The following is a 16673-nucleotide window of genomic DNA, read 5'->3' as shown; positions in this document are numbered from 1 at the left end:
GGACACGACGGGACCGAGCCAGTCAGGAGAGCGGGCGATGGAGCAGTACTGGACGGCTGAGGCAGTGGAGTCGGTGGAGTCCGAGGCCGAGTCAGAGTCAGAGGCCGAGTTGCCCGATCCCGCGGACTTCGAGATCGAGGAGTGCTTCGAGGCCGAGGTCGAAACCGAGGTCGAGGTCGAGGTCGAAGCCGAAGCCGAGGTCGAGGTCGAAACCGAAGCCGAAGCCAAGGTCGAGGTCGAAACCGAGGTTGAGGTCGAAGCCGAAGCCGAAGCCGAGGCCGAGGCCGAGGTCGAGGTCGAGGTCGGGGCCGAAGCCGAGTTTGAAGCGCAGGTCGAAGCCGAAGCGGAGGCCCGAGCAGGTGTCGAGGCGACGGCCGGCGAGGGTGCCGAGGCCGGTGCGGCGGCAGAGTTGCCGGACCCCTTCGGCTTCCTGGACGGTGTCGAGTTCGAGTTCGGGATCACACTCTCCGAAGAGGGCGTGAAGCTGGAGGCCGGTGTCTCCGTAGAGGTCGTCGACGGAGTCAAGGCGGGCCTCTCCACGGAGATTCCGCTCACGCCGCCGCCCGGCTGACGCAGCCGACCAGCCGGGCGTGGTCACCCATGCGGACCGGTCTCGTGCCAGGCTGGAAGGCCCCGCCCCGGCAAGGTGATCGGCTCGGAAGCAAAGCCCACGAGGGGGACGGGGTGCACCGGGCGTTCCCCCGAAGGACGGGGAGAGCAGGGTGAGGCAGGTCCGTACAACCTCGTGGCCCCAGCGCGGGCCGATGTCGCGCAGGCGTACCCGGACCGCGGTACCGGTGGCGTCGAACGCCTGCCGTCCACCTCGATGCCACGCAGGCTGACGGCTCCGGGTCCTCCCGGACCCGGCCGGTCCCACCCCTCCGTCGGCGGTCAGGCATCGTGAAGGGCCTGTCCACCGCGGGGGACACCGTCGGCCGGGACCGTTGCGGGGCGGTGGCCGGAGGCCGGGGTCAGGGGGTGATCGGGGCGGTCGCCGCGGGGAGGGGTGCGCCGGCGTCGTAGTACGAGTCCGCGGAGTCCTCCTCGTTGAGGCCCACCACGATCCCGACGATCATCAGGACCATCACGACGAGGCCGAGGACCAGGCCGATGATGCCCGTGACCAGGCCGGCCTGGGCCTGGCCGTGGTTGGTGGCCTCGCCCCGTTCGGCCCGTCGGCGGCCCTTGACGCCGAGGACGACGGCGATGACACCGAGCACCACCGAGAACACGCCGTACGCGCAGAACATGCTGCAGGACAGGATGCCGAGCGTCATGGCGGCGACGCCCATTCCGTTCTGCGGGGGCCTTGCCGGCGCGCCGGGCCAGCCGTAGCCCTGGCCCGGGTAGCCCTGGCCCGGGTAGCCGGGACTCGGGTAGCCGGGGTGGACGGGGTAGCCGTACCCACTCGGAGCGGGGCCGGTGGGGACGCCCGGGCCCGTGGGGGCGATGGGCGGCGGAGGCACGGCGGAGTCGGCGGCCAGCATGGAGATTACCGTCGCCTGGTCGTGCACGGACGGCGGTGGGAAGGCGGGCGGCTGGTTCTGCGCCGGGTACGGGGCCGACGGCTGCTGCGGTGCGGGCGGGTTCTTCTCCAGCGAGGGTCTGTCCGCGGGGGGCGCCCACGGGTCGTTCTCGGCTCTCTCGCCCCCGCCTGCCTGTGTTCCGTCCGTCATGTCCACGTCTCCCCCTCATCCGATGGCCCGGCCATGCTACGGCCTCCCCACCTGGGTGCCGACAGCCGGGGAGGCCGGTGGCCCCGCCGGGTCCCGGCCGGGCGCCTACCATGACCGTGCCCACCGATCAGCCGATCACCCGCGCCGCGCCCACCGGGCGGCGCCCGTCCCGGGGAGGGACCCCTTGACCGACCAGTACGCACCGCGTGACCGGCACGCCTTCATCGCCGGACTGCCCAAGGCCGAACTGCACGTGCACCACGTCGGCTCCGCCTCCCCCCGGATCGTCTCCGAACTCGCCGCCCGCCACCCCGACTCGAAGGTCCCCACCGACCCCGAGGCCCTGGTCGAGTACTTCACCTTCACGGACTTCGCCCACTTCATCGACGTGTACCTGTCCGTCGTGGACCTGATCCGCACCCCGGAGGACGTCCGGCTGCTGACCTACGAAGTGGCCCGCGACCTGGCCCGCCAGCAGGTGCGCTACGCCGAGCTGACCATCACCCCGTTCTCCTCCACCCGCCGCGGCATCGACGAGCGCGCCTTCATGGACGCGATCGAGGACGCCCGCAAGGCGGCCGAGGCCGAGTTCGGGACCGTACTGCGCTGGTGCTTCGACATCCCCGGGGAGGCCGGCCTGGAGTCCGCCGAGGAGACCGTCCGGCTCGCCACCGACGACCGGCTGCGCCCCGAGGGACTGGTGTCCTTCGGGCTCGGCGGGCCCGAGATCGGCGTACCGCGGCCGCAGTTCAAGCCCTACTTCGACCGCGCCATCGCCGCCGGGCTGCGCTCGGTCCCGCACGCCGGTGAGACCACCGGACCGGAGACGGTGTGGGACGCGCTGAACGAGCTGCGCGCCGAGCGCATCGGCCACGGCACCAGCTCCGCGCGGGACCCGAAGCTGCTCGAGCACCTCGCCGAGCACCGGATCGCGCTGGAGGTGTGCCCGACCTCCAACATCGCCACCAGAGCCGTACACACCCTCGACGAGCACCCCGTCAAGGAGTTCGCCCGCGCCGGGGTGCTCGTCACGATCAACTCCGACGACCCGCCGATGTTCGGCACCGACCTCAACAACGAGTACGCCGTCGCCGCCCGCCTCCTCGAGCTCGACGAGCGGGGCGTCGCCGAGCTCGCCAGGAACGCGGTGCACGCCTCCTTCCTCGACGAGGCCGGCAAGGCGCGCATCGTGGAGGAGATCGACGCCTACACCGAGCGGTGGCTCGCGCCCGGCCCCCTGGCACCATGAACCCCATGCAGACCGTGACGGCGGTGGCGCACCGCGGCGATCCCTACCGCTTCCCCGAGAACACGATCGACTCGTTGCGTTCCGCGCTCGACCAGGGCGCGGACGCGGTCGAGATCGACGTACGGCTGACCCGGGACGGCGTTCCCGTGCTGCTGCACGACGAGTCGCTGAAGCGGCTGTGGGCGCACGACCGGCCGGTGCGGGCGCTGTCCGCGCGGGAGGTGCGCGAGGTGACGGGCGGCCGGGTGCCCACGCTCGAGGACGCGCTCGCCGCGACGGACGGGAGCCGGGTGATGATCGACCTGCCGGGCCCGGCCCGCCCGCGGGCGGTGCGGCGGATCGTCGACGTGGTCCACGCGTGCGGGGCGCGGGACCGTGCGTACTACTGCGCGGGCGCCGAGACGATGCTCGCGGTGCGCGCCGCCGACCCCTCCGCCGAGATCGCCCTGACCTGGACCACGCTCGCACCCCCGCGCGCCGGGCTGCTGGACGCGGTGCGCCCGAGGTGGCTGAACTACCGCTTCGGCCTGATCAGCCGTGACCTCGCGGCCCGGGTCCGCCGCGACGGCTACCTGCTGTCCGCCTGGACCCCCGACACCAGCCGCTCCCTGCGCCGCCTCCTCGACCTCGGCGTCGACTCGATCACCACCAACCGCGTCGACCTGCTGTGCGCGCTGCGCCGGCGGCCGGCCCCGGCCCCGTAAGGGTGGCGCCCGGACAACTCCCTTGTATTTCACGCCTGTTGGTTCGGGACGGCTCGGGGTCGGGTGCCCTCCTCGCCGACGATCCGCTGAGCGCCCGTACGCCCCGAGGATGATCGACGACAGCCGTTCGAGCATCCCGTAGGAGCAGCCGATGCGTGCCCGTACCACCGCTCTGACCGCAGCCTCTCTCGTCCTCGCCCTGGCCGCCGGGCCGCTCGCCGCACCGGCCTTCGCCGCACCCGCCTCCCCGTCCCCGGTCGCGGCCCGCAGCACGGCCGGGCCGGACGCCGAAGCGCTCTCCGCCGCGCTCGCCGGCCTGCCCGACCGGGACGCCACCGCGGCGCTCGTCCGCGTCGGCGGCGACGGGACCTGGCGCGGGGCGGCCGGGGTGCGGGACGTCAGGACCGGGGCGCCGGCCCTTGAGGACGGACGGTTCCGGGCCGGTTCGGTGACGAAGGTGGTGACCGCGGCGATCGTGCTGCAACTGGCCGCCGAGGGACGGATCAGCCTGGACGGCACGGTGCAGCGGTATCTGCCGGGACTGCTCACCAAGGACTTCCGGCCCATCACCGTACGGCAGTTGCTGAACTACACCAGCGGCCTGCGGCCGGGCCCGTCCCTCGGTGACACCGTCGAGGAGGGGTACCCGCACCGCTTCGAGACGCTGACACCACGGCAGGTCGTGGCGGGCGCGGTCGCCAAGGGACCCGGATACGCGCCCGGGACACGGCAGACGTACGGCAACATCCACTACACCGTCCTCGGCATGCTGATCGAGAAGGTGACCGGCGACTCCTACGCCCACCAGGCGCGGGTGCGGATCCTCCGGCCGCTCGGTATGCGCCACACGTCGTTCCCGGAGGGCGCCGACCCGCGCATCCACGGCCCGCACAACCGGGGGTACGACTGGATCGACGGCGAACTGGTCGACGTCACCGACTGGAACGTGTCCGACCGCTGGGCGGCCGGCGACATGATCTCGACGACCGCCGACCTCGAACGGCTGCTGGTGGCTCTGTTCCGCGGCCGGGTGGTGCCCGAGCCGCAGCTGCGGGAGATGTTCACGCTCCCGGACGTGCCGGACGCGCGGTACGCCGCCACGCTGGAGCGGTTCGAGCTGAACGGCAGGGTGATCTGGGGCAAGACCGGCTCGCGCCCCGGCTACGCCGCGGTGATCGCCGCGACCCGCGACCTGTCCCGGACCCTGGTCTACGGCGTCAACTCCACCGACGCCAAGGGCGACGGCCAGTTCGCCACCACCGAGCGCTTCGGGTATCCGGCGTTCAACCGCTGACGCCGGCGACGGCCGGGGGCGCGGGCACAGTGGCCGGCGCCTCCAGCCGCTTGTTCTTCCTGCTTCTTCCTCCTTGCTCTTCCCGTTGCCCTTCCCGCGTACGGCTGAAGGTCCGGTCCGAGGTGTCACCGTCTGCCGAGCAGGCGGTGGGCCGCCGCGTGTGACCCCGCCGCGGCCGCGCCCGCCAGGGCGAGGCCGAGGACCAGGTCACGGGGGCGGGTGGGGCGCAGGACGCCGGCACGGCGCAGGCGGGCGCGGGCCCAGAGGGTGAAGGGGACGACCACGACGGGCGAGGTGGCCGAGCCGGGGGTGTAGCCGCGGAGTGCCGCGGCCTGGGCCAGGTGGACCAGGCCGTGGAGGCCGAAGGCGTTCAGCGCTGTCCGGTAGACGGCGGAGCGGCCTCCGGTCGCCGCGCCCGCGGCGGACGCCGCGGCGACGATCGAGCCCACCATCCCGACGGCCACGGCGAATTGGCGCCCGTCCACGGACCCGGCCCGCCGCCACAGTGCCTCCGGCACACCCGGGAACCGCTCCCGCAGCACCGGCACGTTGCGGCGCAACCACCCCGGTGCGGCGGCCAGTTCCTCGGTGTCGTGCAGGGCCCAGGCCGCCAGCAGCCCGAACGTGACGGCGGGGCCCACGTGTTGGTCGCTCGGCGTGTGCGTCATGGACGTGAGTCTGCTCCATGTCCGCGCTCTACATGCCCACGATGCCGTTCCAGCGCTTGGCGAACTCCACGCGTTCCCCGGCGGTGATGTTCCGGGCGACGGCGAGGCGCTTGCGCAGGGTGGCGTCGGGGAAGATCAGCGGGTTCTCGGCGAGGGCCGCCGTCTCCTCGTCCTCGGAGTCGGCGAGCACGGCCTGGGCCGCCGGGACCGGGCAGATGTAGTTCACCCAGGCGGCGAGCTCCGCGGCGACCTCGGGCTCGTAGTAGTAGTCGATCAGGCGTTCCGCGTTGGCCTGGTGGCGGGCCCGGTTGGGGATCATCAGGGAGTCCGACCACAGCTCGGCGCCCTCCTCGGGCACGACGAAGCGGATGTCGGGGTTGTCCGCCTGGAGCTGGATCACGTCGCCCGAGTAGGCCTGGCAGGCCAGCACGTCGCCGCTGACCAGGTCCTTGGTGTAGTCGTTGCCGGTGAAGCGGCGGATCTGGCGCTTGCGGATCTGCCGCTCCAGCTGGTCGCAGACGGTGTGGAAGTCGTCGGCCGTCCACTTGGTGATGTCCACGCCGTCTGCCTGCATGAGGAGCGCGAACGCCTCGTCGACGCCGGAGAGCAGGGTGACGCGGCCCTTGAGGTCGCTCGCCCACAGGTCGGAGACCTGGCGGATCTCGCGGCCGAGCCTGCGGCGGTCGTAGGCGATGCCGGTGATGCCCGACTGGTAGGGCACGGTGAACCTGCGGCCCGGGTCGAAGGCGGGCGAGCGCAGCAGCGGGTCGAGGTGCTCGGCCACATGGGGCTGGCGGTCGCGGTCCATCTCCAGCACCCAGCCCAGCCGGACGTAGCGCGCGCACATGTAGTCGCTGATCACGATGAGATCGCGGTCCGTCTGCCGGCGGTTCATCAGCGAGGGGCTGATCTTGCCGAAGAACTCGTCGTTGTCGTTGATGTCCTCGACGTAGTCGACGGAGATGCCCGTGCGCTTCTCGAAGGCCTCGAGGGTGGGCCGCTTGTTCGGGTTGTCGTCGTCGGTGTCGATGTACAGCGGCCAGTTCGACCAGGCCAGCCGGTGATCGGTGGCGGAGGCGTCCGGGACCGTACGGTCACCCGGCTTGACGTAGGCGGCGGGGACACCGCACCCGGCGAGCGCACCGAGCGCGGCCGTGCCGCCCAGGGCGCGCAGCAGGGAGCGGCGGGTGGGCGGAGGCGTCTTCGGAGTCTGGGGCACGCCGTCAGCATGCCGTCCGTGTCCGTGTCCGGACAATGGACGCAGCGTCGAGTGGGCCAGGGCGGAACCGACATCCTGTCGATCACCGGCGGTGCGGAGAACGCGGTGCGGAGAACACACCGCGGCCCCGGACGGTCCGTCCTCCGTCCGGGGCCGCGAGTCCGCGGTTCGTCGCGATCGGCCGCTCATCCGGTCGCACGGTCACCGGGTGACCGCGCGACCGGCGGGTCACGCGTCCAGCGACGTCATGACGTGCTTGATCCGCGTGTAGTCCTCGAAGCCGTACCCCGACAGGTCCTTGCCGTAGCCGGACTTCTTGAAGCCGCCGTGCGGCATCTCGGCGACCAGCGGGATGTGGGTGTTGATCCACACGCAGCCGAAGTCGAGCTTCTTGGACATCCGCATGGCGCGGGCGTGGTCCTTGGTCCACACCGAGGAGGCCAGGGCGTACTCGACGCCGTTGGCGTACTCGACGGCCTGGTCCTCGTCCGAGAAGGGCTGGACGGTGATGACCGGGCCGAAGACCTCCCTCTGGATGATCTCGTCGTCCTGCTTGAGGCCCGAGACGACGGTCGGGGCGTAGAAGTAGCCCTTGTCGCCGACCCGGTGGCCGCCGGCCTCGACCTTGGCGTGGGCGGGCAGCCGCTCGATAAAGCCGGCGACCTGCTCGAGCTGGTTGGGGTTGTTCAGCGGGCCGAAGAGGACGTCCTCGTCGTCCGGCTGCCCGGTCCTGGTGTCCTCCGCGGCCTTGGCCAGCGCCGACACGAACGCGTCGTGGATGGACTCGTGGACCAGCACGCGGGTGGCGGCCGTGCAGTCCTGGCCGGCGTTGAAGAAGCCGGCGACCGAGATGTCCTCGACGGCCTTGTCGATGTCGGTGTCCTCGAAGACCACGACCGGGGCCTTGCCGCCGAGCTCCAGGTGGACCCGCTTGAGGTCCTTGGAGGCGGACTCGGCGACCTGCATGCCGGCCCGCACGGAACCGGTGATGGACGCCATCGCCGGGGTCTCGTGCTCGACCATCATGCGGCCGGTCTCGCGGTCGCCGCAGATGACGTTGAAGACGCCCTTGGGCAGGACCGAACCGAGGATCTCGGCGATCAGCACCGTGGAGGCCGGGGTGGTGTCCGAGGGCTTCAGCACGACCGTGTTGCCCGCCGCGATCGCCGGGGCGAACTTCCACACGGCCATCATCATCGGGTAGTTCCACGGCGCGACCTGGGCGCAGACGCCGACCGGCTCGCGGCGGACGATCGAGGTCAGGCCCTCCATGTACTCGCCGGCCGAGCGGCCCTCGAGCATCCGCGCCGCGCCCGCGAAGAAGCGGATCTGGTCGACCATCGGCGGGATCTCCTCGGAGCGGGTCAGCCCGATCGGCTTGCCCGTGTTCTCCACCTCGGCCGCGATCAGTTCCTCGGCGCGCTCCTCGAAGGCGTCCGCGATCTTCAGCAGGGCCTTCTGGCGCTCGGCCGGGGTGGTGTCGCGCCAGCCCGGGAAGGCCGCGGCGGCGGCGGCCATGGCGGCGTCCACGTCCGCCTGCCCGGACAGCGGCGCGGTGGCGTACGCCTCGCCCGTCGCGGGGTTGACCACCTCGGTGGTCCGTCCGTCGGCGGCGTCCCGGAACCCACCGTCGATGTAGTTGCGCAGACGACGCAGCTCGGTGCTCACTGCCGGCCCTCCTGATCCTGTTCATGCTGTCCAGTGGCTGAGACATCCACCCTAGTCGGCCCGCTGACGTTTTCAATACCCCCGCCGCGCCATCTTCTGCGAAATCCGCAGACCTCAGTCTCGCAAACAACGAATTTCATCGCCTCGGCCTTGCAAAACTATCGAGACGTCGTGCACAGTGAGACCGTGCCCAGTAGAAGCGCAGACCACAGGGGCTCCCGCGAGTCCAGGAACGGCAACCACCACCTGGACGCCGTCTCCCTCGCCATCATCGAGCAGCTGCAGGAGGACGGCCGCCGGCCGTACGCCGCGATCGGCAAGGCCGTCGGCCTGTCCGAGGCGGCCGTGCGCCAGCGCGTCCAGAAGCTGCTGGACCAGGGCGTGATGCAGATCGTCGCCGTCACGGACCCGCTCACCGTGGGCTTCCGCCGGCAGGCGATGGTCGGGATCAACGTCGAGGGCGACACGGAGACCGTGGCCGACGCGCTGACGGGCATGTCGGAAGTCGAGTACGTGGTGATGACCGCGGGCTCGTTCGACATCCTCGCCGAGATCGTCTGCGAGGACGACGACCAACTGCTGGACGTCATCAACAAACGCATCCGGGCCCTGCCCGGCGTGCGCTCCACCGAGAGCTTCGTCTACCTCAAGCTCAAGAAGCAGACCTACATGTGGGGAACCCGATAACCGTGAGCAAGGATCTCAGCCGTACCGCGTACGACCACTTGTGGATGCACTTCACCCGCATGTCCTCGTACGAGAACTCCCCCGTGCCGACGATCGTGCGCGGCGAGGGCACCTACATCTACGACGACAAGGGCAAGCGCTACCTCGACGGTCTCGCGGGTCTGTTCGTGGTCCAGGCCGGTCACGGCCGCACGGAGCTGGCCGAGACGGCGTTCAAGCAGGCGCAGGAGCTGGCGTTCTTCCCCGTCTGGTCCTATGCCCACCCCAAGGCCGTGGAGCTCGCGGAGCGCCTGGCCGACTACGCGCCGGGCGACCTGAACAAGGTCTTCTTCACCACCGGCGGCGGCGAGGCGGTGGAGACCGCCTGGAAGCTCGCCAAGCAGTACTTCAAGCTGACCGGCAAGCCCACCAAGTACAAGGTCATATCCCGCGCGGTCGCCTACCACGGCACCCCGCAGGGCGCCCTGTCCATCACCGGCCTGCCGGGCCTGAAGGCCCCCTTCGAGCCGCTGGTGCCGGGCGCGCACAAGGTCCCGAACACCAACATCTACCGCGCCCCGCTCTTCGGCGACGACCCGGAGGCCTTCGGCCGCTGGGCCGCCGACCAGATCGAGCAGCAGATCCTCTTCGAGGGCCCGGACACGGTCGCGGCCGTCTTCCTGGAGCCGGTGCAGAACGCCGGCGGCTGCTTCCCGCCCCCGCCCGGCTACTTCCAGCGGGTCCGCGAGATCTGCGACAAGTACGACGTGCTGCTCGTCTCGGACGAGGTCATCTGCGCCTTCGGCCGTCTGGGCACGATGTTCGCCTGCGACAAGTTCGGCTACGTCCCGGACATGATCACCTGCGCCAAGGGCATGACCTCGGGCTACTCTCCGATCGGCGCCTGCATCATCTCCGACCGCCTGGCCGAGCCGTTCTACAAGAGCGACAACACCTTCCTGCACGGCTACACCTTCGGCGGCCACCCGGTCTCCGCGGCGGTGGCTCTGGCCAACATCGACCTGTTCGAGCGGGAGAACCTCAACCAGCACGTGCTGGACAACGAGGCCGGCTTCCTCTCCACCCTGCAGAAGCTGCACGACCTGCCGATCGTCGGCGACGTCCGCGGCAACGGCTTCTTCTACGGCATCGAGCTGGTGAAGGACAAGGCCACCAAGGAGTCCTTCAACGAGGAGGAGACCGAGCGCGTCCTGTACGGCTTCCTGTCCAAGGCGCTGTACGACAACGGCCTGTACTGCCGTGCCGACGACCGCGGCGACCCGGTCGTCCAGCTCGCCCCGCCGCTGATCTCCAACCAGGAGACCTTCGACGAGATCGAGCAGATCCTGCGCGCGACGCTGACGGAGGCGTGGACCAAGCTGTGACCGGCGTGCCTCTTCCGGAGGCAGTCGGACACACACCTCCGATCAGATGATGATCATGGCCCCGGTGTCTACCGTTCGAGTGAGAAACGGCGGCCCGGGGCCGTGTGCTGTCCGGCCCCCCGGCGTCGGGTGCCTAGCGTTCCGTTGACTCCTCCCCCTCGTGGGATGACGGGGATTCCTGGCTCACGCTGCTCGGTCGTCCGGCAGACGACCGAGTCTGACGCGATGCCGGACCGATCACCGTGACCCGGGGAATCTGCACTCGTTCGCCCGTACGGGGGACACGGCACGGCATTTCCGATCAGATCCGAGGTGTACGCCATGGACGCCCCACCGGACAACGACGTGCTCTGGGCGCGCGCCCTGCACTACACCCACAAGGACGGCTCGCCCGGTCTGGAGGGCGTCTCGCTCGGCGTCCGGCAGGGCGAGATCCTCGCCGTCGCCGGTCCGAGCGGCAGCGGCAAGACGACCCTGCTGCGGTGCCTGTCCGGAATGGTGCGCGTGCGGCAGGGCGAGGTCTGGTTCAACAGCACCCCCGTGCACACCCTCGGCCCGCTGGCCCGCGAGCGGCTGCGCCGCGACCGGTTCGGCTGGATCGACCCCGTTCCGGTGCTCGTACCGGAGCTGAACGCCTGGGAGAACACGGCCCTGCCCCTGATGCTGCGCGGCACCAGCCGGCGCCGGGCCAAGGTGGCCGCCCAGGAGTGGCTGGACCGCCTCGACATCGGTGATCTGGCCCGCAAGCGCCCGCACCGGCTGCGCCGGGCCGAGCTGCAGCGGGTCTGCATCGCCCGCGCGCTCGCCCCGGCCCCCACGGTGCTGTTCGCCGACGAACCGGCGGCCCCGCTGCACCGGGCCGACCGCGTCCACGTACTGCGCACGCTCACCACGGCGGCCCGCTCGCACGGCATCACCGTCGTGCTCGCCACGCACGACCCGGAGACCGCGGCCCTCGCCGACCGCACGGTGGCGCTGCTCGACGGGCGGTGCGTGAAGAGCGTGCACCTGCCCCCGGTCGGCGACACCACGGAAGGCCGGACCACGTGCTCGCTCTCCGTCTGATCCGCGTCGCCCACCCGGCCGTCCAGCTGCGCCGCCTGACCGTCGCGGCGGCGGCGGCGGGCACGGGCTTCCTGCTGCTGTGCAGCCTCGGCCACGCCCTGGGCCGCCCGGAGGACGCGGCGGCGGCGGTGCTGCGGCTGTCCTGGTGCGTGATGCCCCTGGCCGCGACGGTGTACCTCGCGGTCGCGGTGGCCCGCACCGATCCCCGCACCCGTCCCCGGCCGGGCCTGTCGGCGCTCGGCCTCGGCCCCGGCCGCCTGATGGCCGTCTCGGCGGCCACGACGGCCCTGTCCTGCGCACTGGGCTCGCTGCTCGCGCTGCTGGTCTTCCTGCACCTGCGCGGCGACGGGACGGGTCTGCCGTTCGACGGCGCCGCGTCGGGCGCCCTGGCCGCGGGCCACCGGCTGCCGGTGGCGGGGGTGCTGACCCTGCTGGCCGTCGTCCCGGCGCTCGCGTCGGGGGTGGTGGCGCTGGTGCTGCGGCCGCGGGAGGACGGCGCCCGGCCGCCGCGCCGGCCGGCGGGCGGTGGTGCGGACGACGGCCCGGCACATGCTCCGGCCGACGGCACGGCACGGACACCCGACGACCGCGCGGCACATGCTCCGGCCGACGGCACGGCACGGACACCCGACGGCCGCGCGGCACACACACCCACCGACGGCCCGGCACGTGCTCCGGCCGACGGTACGGCACGGACACCCGACGGCCGCGCGGCACACACACCCACCGACGGCCCGGCACGTGCTCCGGCCGACCGGTCCGACGCCCGCCCCGGCCCCGGGCGGGAACCCGCGCACGACGACCCCGACCCCCACCGGCCCCCGGCTCCCCGGCGGCCCCCCACCGGACTTCCCTGGGGCATCGCCGTGCTCGCCGCCGGTCTGACCGTGGAGTCGTACGCCGGCCGGTCCCCCGCCTCCGGAGGCGTCCTGCCCGGCGGCCTCGCGGCCGGCTCCGTCCCGGTGCTGCTCGGCTGGCTGCTGACCGCTCTCGGCCTCGCCCTCGCCGGCCCCGGCCTGACCCACCTGTGCGGCCTCCTGCTCCAGTCGGCGCGTCCGGGCGCCCTGCGGCTGCTGGCCGGCCGGGTCCTGATGGCGGAGGCGGGGCGCATCGGCCGCCCCCTGGGCGTGGTGTGCGCGGTGGCGTCGGGGACGTACGCCCTCGTCGCGCCGTACGACGGCACCGCGCGGGCCTTCGGGCCGCTGACCGCCCTGGGCGCGCTGCTGGTGGCCGGGTGCGCCGTGGCAGTCCTGCTGACCTCGGCCGTCGAGGCCAGGCAGTCCCGCGCCGTGACCATCGCCGCCCTGCGGCGCCTGGGCGCGCCCGCCATGATGCTGCGCACCGCCGCCCTGCTGCGCACCGCCGCCCTGCTGGCCCTGTTCGCCCCGCTGACCCTGCTGGTCGCCGGCCTCGCCGCGCTGCCGTCGGCCCGCTGACGGGCCGTACGAAAAAAGTTCCGCGCCCACCGATGAGTTCCGCGCGGCCCCGGGGTCCACCCCTGCGAACGACAACGAACGGCAAAGGGAGAGATCGCACCATGTACCAGCAGATGATCTTCGTGAACCTGGCGACGAACGACGTGGCCGCCTCCAGGAAGTTCTTCACCGACCTCGGCTACACGATCAACCCGCAGTTCTCGACCGACGACTGCGCCTGCGTCGTCATCAGCGACACGATCATCGCGATGCTGCTCGGCAAGCAGCGCTACGCCGACTTCACCGAGAAGGAGATCGCGGACTCGACGAAGACCAGCGAGGTGCTGATCTGCCTGAGCGCGGAGAGCCGCGAGAAGGTCGACGAGCTGGTCGAGAAGGCCGTCGCGGCCGGCGGCACGGCGACCGGCGAGCCCCAGGACCACGGCCACATGTACGGCCGCTCCTTCGACGACCTCGACGGTCACACGTGGGAGGTCATGTGGATGGACCCGGCGGTCGTGCAGGGCTGAGCCGGTGAGCGGGGTGGGACGGGCACCCCGCTCACCGCCTGCCAACGCGTTGAAACCTACTGATGGTTAACGAGTAGGTAAAGTCAACGCCGATGGGCGGCATGTACATTGACACTCCTTACGGGACGCTTATAGACCTGAGGCTCCTGGGGGTGCTGGGACATCGGTTCGCCGTCACCTCAACGCCCCCTCCACCCCCCGCAGTTGCACATCCCGTGAAGGGCAAAGTGGCCATCTTGTCCATATCCCGCCGTACCGCACGCACCGTGCGCATCCTCGGTGTCGCCTCCGCGTCCGCCGCTCTCGCTCTCGGCGCCGCGGGCAACGCGCTCGCCTGCAACATCAAGGAGTTCTCCGCCGAAGCCAAGTGCGACGGGGAGAAGGGTGTCATCGTCGTCAAGGACGTGGACCCCTCCGGCACTCCGGCGAAGATCACCGTATTCCTCCAGAACAACAACGCCGACGCGAAGAAGGTCGGCGAGCAGGACGGGGTCAAGGGCTCCCGTCAGGGCACCACGGTCACCTTCGTCGAGGACTGGCAGCCGAACGCCGTCTACCGCATCCATGTCGACGCCATCGGCAAGAACGGAAAGGTCCTCGTCAACGAGGACATCAAGCCGAACCTGACCACTCCGTCCACGGCCTGCAAGGCGGAGGCCCCGAGCACGCCGGCCACGCCGACGGAGCCGGAGACCTCGACGCCGTCGGCGTCCGAGTCGGAGTCTGAGTCGGCGCCGGCACCGGAGTCCGAGACCCCGGCGCCGGAGTCCGGGACCCCGGCGCCGTCCGCCTCGGAGAGCAGCACCGCCCCGGCCGACGCGGCGAACAACGCCCCGTCGCCCGCGGTCGGTGACTCCAACCTCGCCGAGACCGGTGCCGACTCCAACACCGGCCTGATCGCCGGCATCGCGGCCGCCCTGGTCGCCATCGGCGGCGGCGCGGTCTTCTTCGGCCTGCGCCGCCGGGGAGCGAACAACAACCGCTGACGTCCCCGCGGCACACCGCCTGTGGCCCGCTCCCGAACCCGGGGCGGGCCACAGCCGTTCACCCGAAGGTCGCCCGTTCGAGCCAGAACTCCAGCAGCTCGCGCTCACCGAGCACTTCCAGTCCCGGGCCGTCCAGGGGCAGTCGTCTGTAGAACGCCAGCAACACGGAGGTGAGCGGCCCCCGCAGAGCGACCGTCGCCCTCTCGTGCCCGCGCCGCCAGACGACGCCCTCCTCGGTGAGCTCCACGACCCACTCGGCGTTGAGCTCCGGCCCGGTGTCGGTGGCGTGCAGATGGATGCTGCGTCCCGGTCCGCGCAGCTCCTCGGCCGCCGGGACCGCCTTGCTCCGCTGCATGAACTCCACGATCTGCAGCCACTCGTCGACGGCGTCGGCGGCCACATCCGCGGCGACCTCGTAGGGCAGTCCGACGGCGAGCGCGGCGTCGGCGCGGTGGATCGTGATCTCGTGGGTCATACGGCGGGCCCAGAAACCGGTGTCCAGGGCCCCGGCCCAGGTCCACACCTTGGTGTCCGGGCCGGCCTCGCGGAGGGCGGCGACGACGATCCGGCCGGTCTCCAGCAGCCAGTCGTTCAGGGCGGCGGGATCGCCCTGCGCCTCGGGCCCTTTCGCGAGCGGGATCCGCTCGGCCGGGATGTTCTCCTGCGCACGGGTCCTGACCAGCGCCTCCACCCAGCGCAGGGCGCCGCCCGTGTGCCGCACCAGCTTCTCCAGCGACCAGTCCGGGCAGGTCGGCACGGTGGTGGACAGGTCGGCGCCGGAGGTGAGCACGGTCGACAACTGGCTTACCTGGTGGGAGATTTCGTCGCAGTAACGGTCGTGTGCGAGTTGCGTCATGCTGCGCACACTAGGCGCTGCGTGATCAGTCGAGCACCGCTATTTCGGTCGAGTCGAACTCCACGCCGATCTCGGCGCCGACCTCCGGCGCTCCGCGCAGGGGGCAGGCCGCTTCGAGGCGGGGGGCGTTGTCGGGCTGGAGGTGGAGGGTGACGTGGGTGCCCTTGAAGGTGCGGGCGGTGACCGTGCAGCGCAGGCCCTCGGCGGCGGGGACGAGGCGGACGCCGGCGGGGCGTACGAGGAGGGTGTGCGTGCCCCGGGGCGCGCCGTCGGGGACGGGGACCTTGCCCCAGGGGGTGATCGCGGCCCCGCCGTCCACGGTGGCCTCCACGACGTTCTCGAAGCCGAGGAAGCGGGCGACGAAGGCGTCGGCCGGCCGCTGCCACACCTCGAGCGGCGTACCGGTCTGGGCGATCCGGCCGTCCCGCATCACCACGACCCGGTCGGCGAGCGCGAAGGCTTCGCCCTGGTCGTGGGTGACGGCGAGCACGGTGGTGCCCAACCGGCCGAAAAGTCCCCGTAGTTCGACGACGAGCCGTTCCCGCAGCGAGCGGTCGAGCTGGCCGAGCGGCTCGTCCAGCATCAGCAGGCGGGGGCGGGGGGCGAGGGCCCGGGCCAGGGCCACCCGCTGCTGCTCGCCGCCGGAGAGCGAGGCCACGGCCCGCCGCCCGGCGCCGGGCAGCCCGACCAGGTCCAGCAACTCCCCCACTCGTGCGGCCCGTTCGTTCTTCACCGTGCCGTGCATACGCAGTCCGAAGGCGACGTTTCCGGCCACGTCCCGCTGCGGGAACAACTGGTGGTCCTGGAACATCAGACCGACCTCGCGCCGGTGCACCGGTACCGCCGTCTGGTCCCGCCCGTCCAGCAGCACCCGTCCGGAGTCCAGCGGCTGCAGCCCGGCGACCGCCCGCAGCAGGGTGGACTTGCCGCTGCCGCTGGGGCCGAGCACGCACACGATCTCGTGCTCGGCGACACCGAGGTCCACCGCGTCGAGCACGGCACGCCCGCCGAAGCGTACGGTCGCGGCCTGAAGGGTCAGCAGCATCTAGAACTCCCCGCTCCGGTCCGTACGCAGCCGCTCCAGTACCAGCAGCGCCACCGCGCACACCACCATCAGAATCGTCGACAGGGCCATCGCCTGGCCGTAGTTGAGGTCGCCGGGCCGGCCGATCAGCCGGGCCACGGCGACCGGCAGCGTCGGGTTGTCGGGCCGCGCGATGAACACGGTCGCCCCGAACTCCCCCAGCGACACGGCGAAGGCGAACCCGGCGGCGATCAGCAGCGCCCGCCGC

14 protein-coding genes and 3 pseudogenes are annotated in these 16673 nt (G+C 71.8%); 10 read left to right on the top strand and 7 right to left on the bottom strand.

From position 1 onward, the window contains the following. Positions 1–571: pseudogene (locus tag RH94_RS40890) on the top strand (hypothetical protein); the annotation flags it as partial. 400 nt (positions 572–971) lie between these two features. Here the strand turns inward: RH94_RS40890 and RH94_RS25540 are convergent. Continuing rightward, a complete protein-coding gene (locus tag RH94_RS25540; RefSeq protein WP_073950371.1) occupies positions 972–1676 on the bottom strand; it encodes a DUF4190 domain-containing protein in 705 nt (234 codons plus the stop codon). A gap of 110 nt (positions 1677–1786) precedes the next feature. Between RH94_RS25540 and RH94_RS25535 the strand changes: the two are divergent. The 3 genes and pseudogenes from RH94_RS25535 (at position 1787) to RH94_RS25525 (ending at position 4923) form a co-directional block, all read left to right on the top strand. Next, a pseudogene (locus RH94_RS25535) lies at positions 1787–2925 on the top strand (adenosine deaminase). Between the two features lie 5 nt (positions 2926–2930). Further along, positions 2931–3629 carry a glycerophosphodiester phosphodiesterase gene (locus RH94_RS25530; protein WP_199881055.1) on the top strand — a complete coding sequence of 233 codons (699 nt, stop codon included), beginning with the start codon at positions 2931–2933 and terminating at the stop codon, positions 3627–3629. 151 nt (positions 3630–3780) lie between these two features. Further along, positions 3781–4923, top strand: coding sequence for a serine hydrolase domain-containing protein (locus RH94_RS25525; RefSeq protein WP_073950313.1), 1143 nt, complete (start codon positions 3781–3783; stop codon positions 4921–4923). A 125-nt stretch (positions 4924–5048) separates the two neighbouring features. Here RH94_RS25525 and RH94_RS25520 read toward each other — a convergent pair whose 3' ends face one another. From RH94_RS25520 to RH94_RS25510, 3 genes are all read right to left on the bottom strand, one after another. Beyond that, the gene (locus RH94_RS25520; protein WP_073950311.1) at positions 5049–5591 is read right to left on the bottom strand and encodes an HXXEE domain-containing protein; all 543 of its coding nucleotides are present in this window, start codon (positions 5589–5591) and stop codon (positions 5049–5051) included. A gap of 28 nt (positions 5592–5619) precedes the next feature. Continuing rightward, positions 5620–6810 (bottom strand): polyamine ABC transporter substrate-binding protein, encoded by a 1191-nt coding sequence (locus RH94_RS25515; protein ID WP_073950309.1) that lies wholly within the window; start codon positions 6808–6810, stop codon positions 5620–5622. 228 nt (positions 6811–7038) lie between these two features. Further along, a complete protein-coding gene (locus tag RH94_RS25510) occupies positions 7039–8478 on the bottom strand; it encodes a gamma-aminobutyraldehyde dehydrogenase (protein WP_073950307.1) in 1440 nt (479 codons plus the stop codon). Between the two features lie 171 nt (positions 8479–8649). Here RH94_RS25510 and RH94_RS25505 point away from each other — a divergent pair, with 171 nt between their 5' ends. From RH94_RS25505 to RH94_RS25480, 6 genes are all read left to right on the top strand, one after another. Then, the gene (locus RH94_RS25505; protein WP_073950305.1) at positions 8650–9165 is read left to right on the top strand and encodes an Lrp/AsnC family transcriptional regulator; all 516 of its coding nucleotides are present in this window, start codon (positions 8650–8652) and stop codon (positions 9163–9165) included. After that, entirely contained in the window at positions 9150–10529 is a 1380-nt protein-coding gene (locus tag RH94_RS25500) for an aspartate aminotransferase family protein (protein WP_073950303.1), read from the top strand. Before RH94_RS25505 ends, RH94_RS25500 begins: the two co-directional genes overlap by 16 nt. Before the next feature lie 321 nt (positions 10530–10850). Next, positions 10851–11594: an ABC transporter ATP-binding protein gene (locus RH94_RS25495; protein ID WP_073950301.1), complete on the top strand. Its 744-nt coding sequence runs from the start codon at positions 10851–10853 to the stop codon at positions 11592–11594. Then, entirely contained in the window at positions 11576–13030 is a 1455-nt protein-coding gene (locus RH94_RS25490) for a serine/threonine-protein kinase (RefSeq protein ID WP_073950299.1), read from the top strand. The genes RH94_RS25495 and RH94_RS25490 overlap by 19 nt, the downstream gene beginning before the upstream one ends. 101 nt (positions 13031–13131) lie before the next feature. Further along, positions 13132–13539, top strand: a complete 408-nt coding sequence (locus tag RH94_RS25485) for a VOC family protein (protein ID WP_073950297.1) — start codon at positions 13132–13134, stop codon at positions 13537–13539. A 236-nt stretch (positions 13540–13775) separates the two neighbouring features. Then, positions 13776–14525, top strand: coding sequence for an LAETG motif-containing sortase-dependent surface protein (locus RH94_RS25480; protein WP_079189181.1), 750 nt, complete (start codon positions 13776–13778; stop codon positions 14523–14525). A gap of 58 nt (positions 14526–14583) precedes the next feature. On the opposite strand, the gene RH94_RS25475 is transcribed toward RH94_RS25480, so the two are convergent. From RH94_RS25475 to RH94_RS44585, 3 genes and pseudogenes are all read right to left on the bottom strand, one after another. Next, positions 14584–15381: a maleylpyruvate isomerase N-terminal domain-containing protein gene (locus RH94_RS25475; protein ID WP_073950293.1), complete on the bottom strand. Its 798-nt coding sequence runs from the start codon at positions 15379–15381 to the stop codon at positions 14584–14586. Between the two features lie 25 nt (positions 15382–15406). Continuing rightward, complete coding sequence (locus RH94_RS25470; RefSeq protein WP_073950292.1) at positions 15407–16426, bottom strand: ABC transporter ATP-binding protein; 1020 nt, start codon at positions 16424–16426, stop codon at positions 15407–15409. Then, positions 16427–16673, bottom strand: a pseudogene (locus tag RH94_RS44585) (iron ABC transporter permease); the annotation flags it as partial.

It is taken from the genome of Streptomyces kebangsaanensis (assembly GCF_001906585.1).
Classification (GTDB): Bacteria; Actinomycetota; Actinomycetes; order Streptomycetales; family Streptomycetaceae; genus Streptomyces; species Streptomyces kebangsaanensis.
Note: the sequence above shows the minus strand (reverse complement) of the source record. Positions and strands in the feature narration are given on the sequence as shown.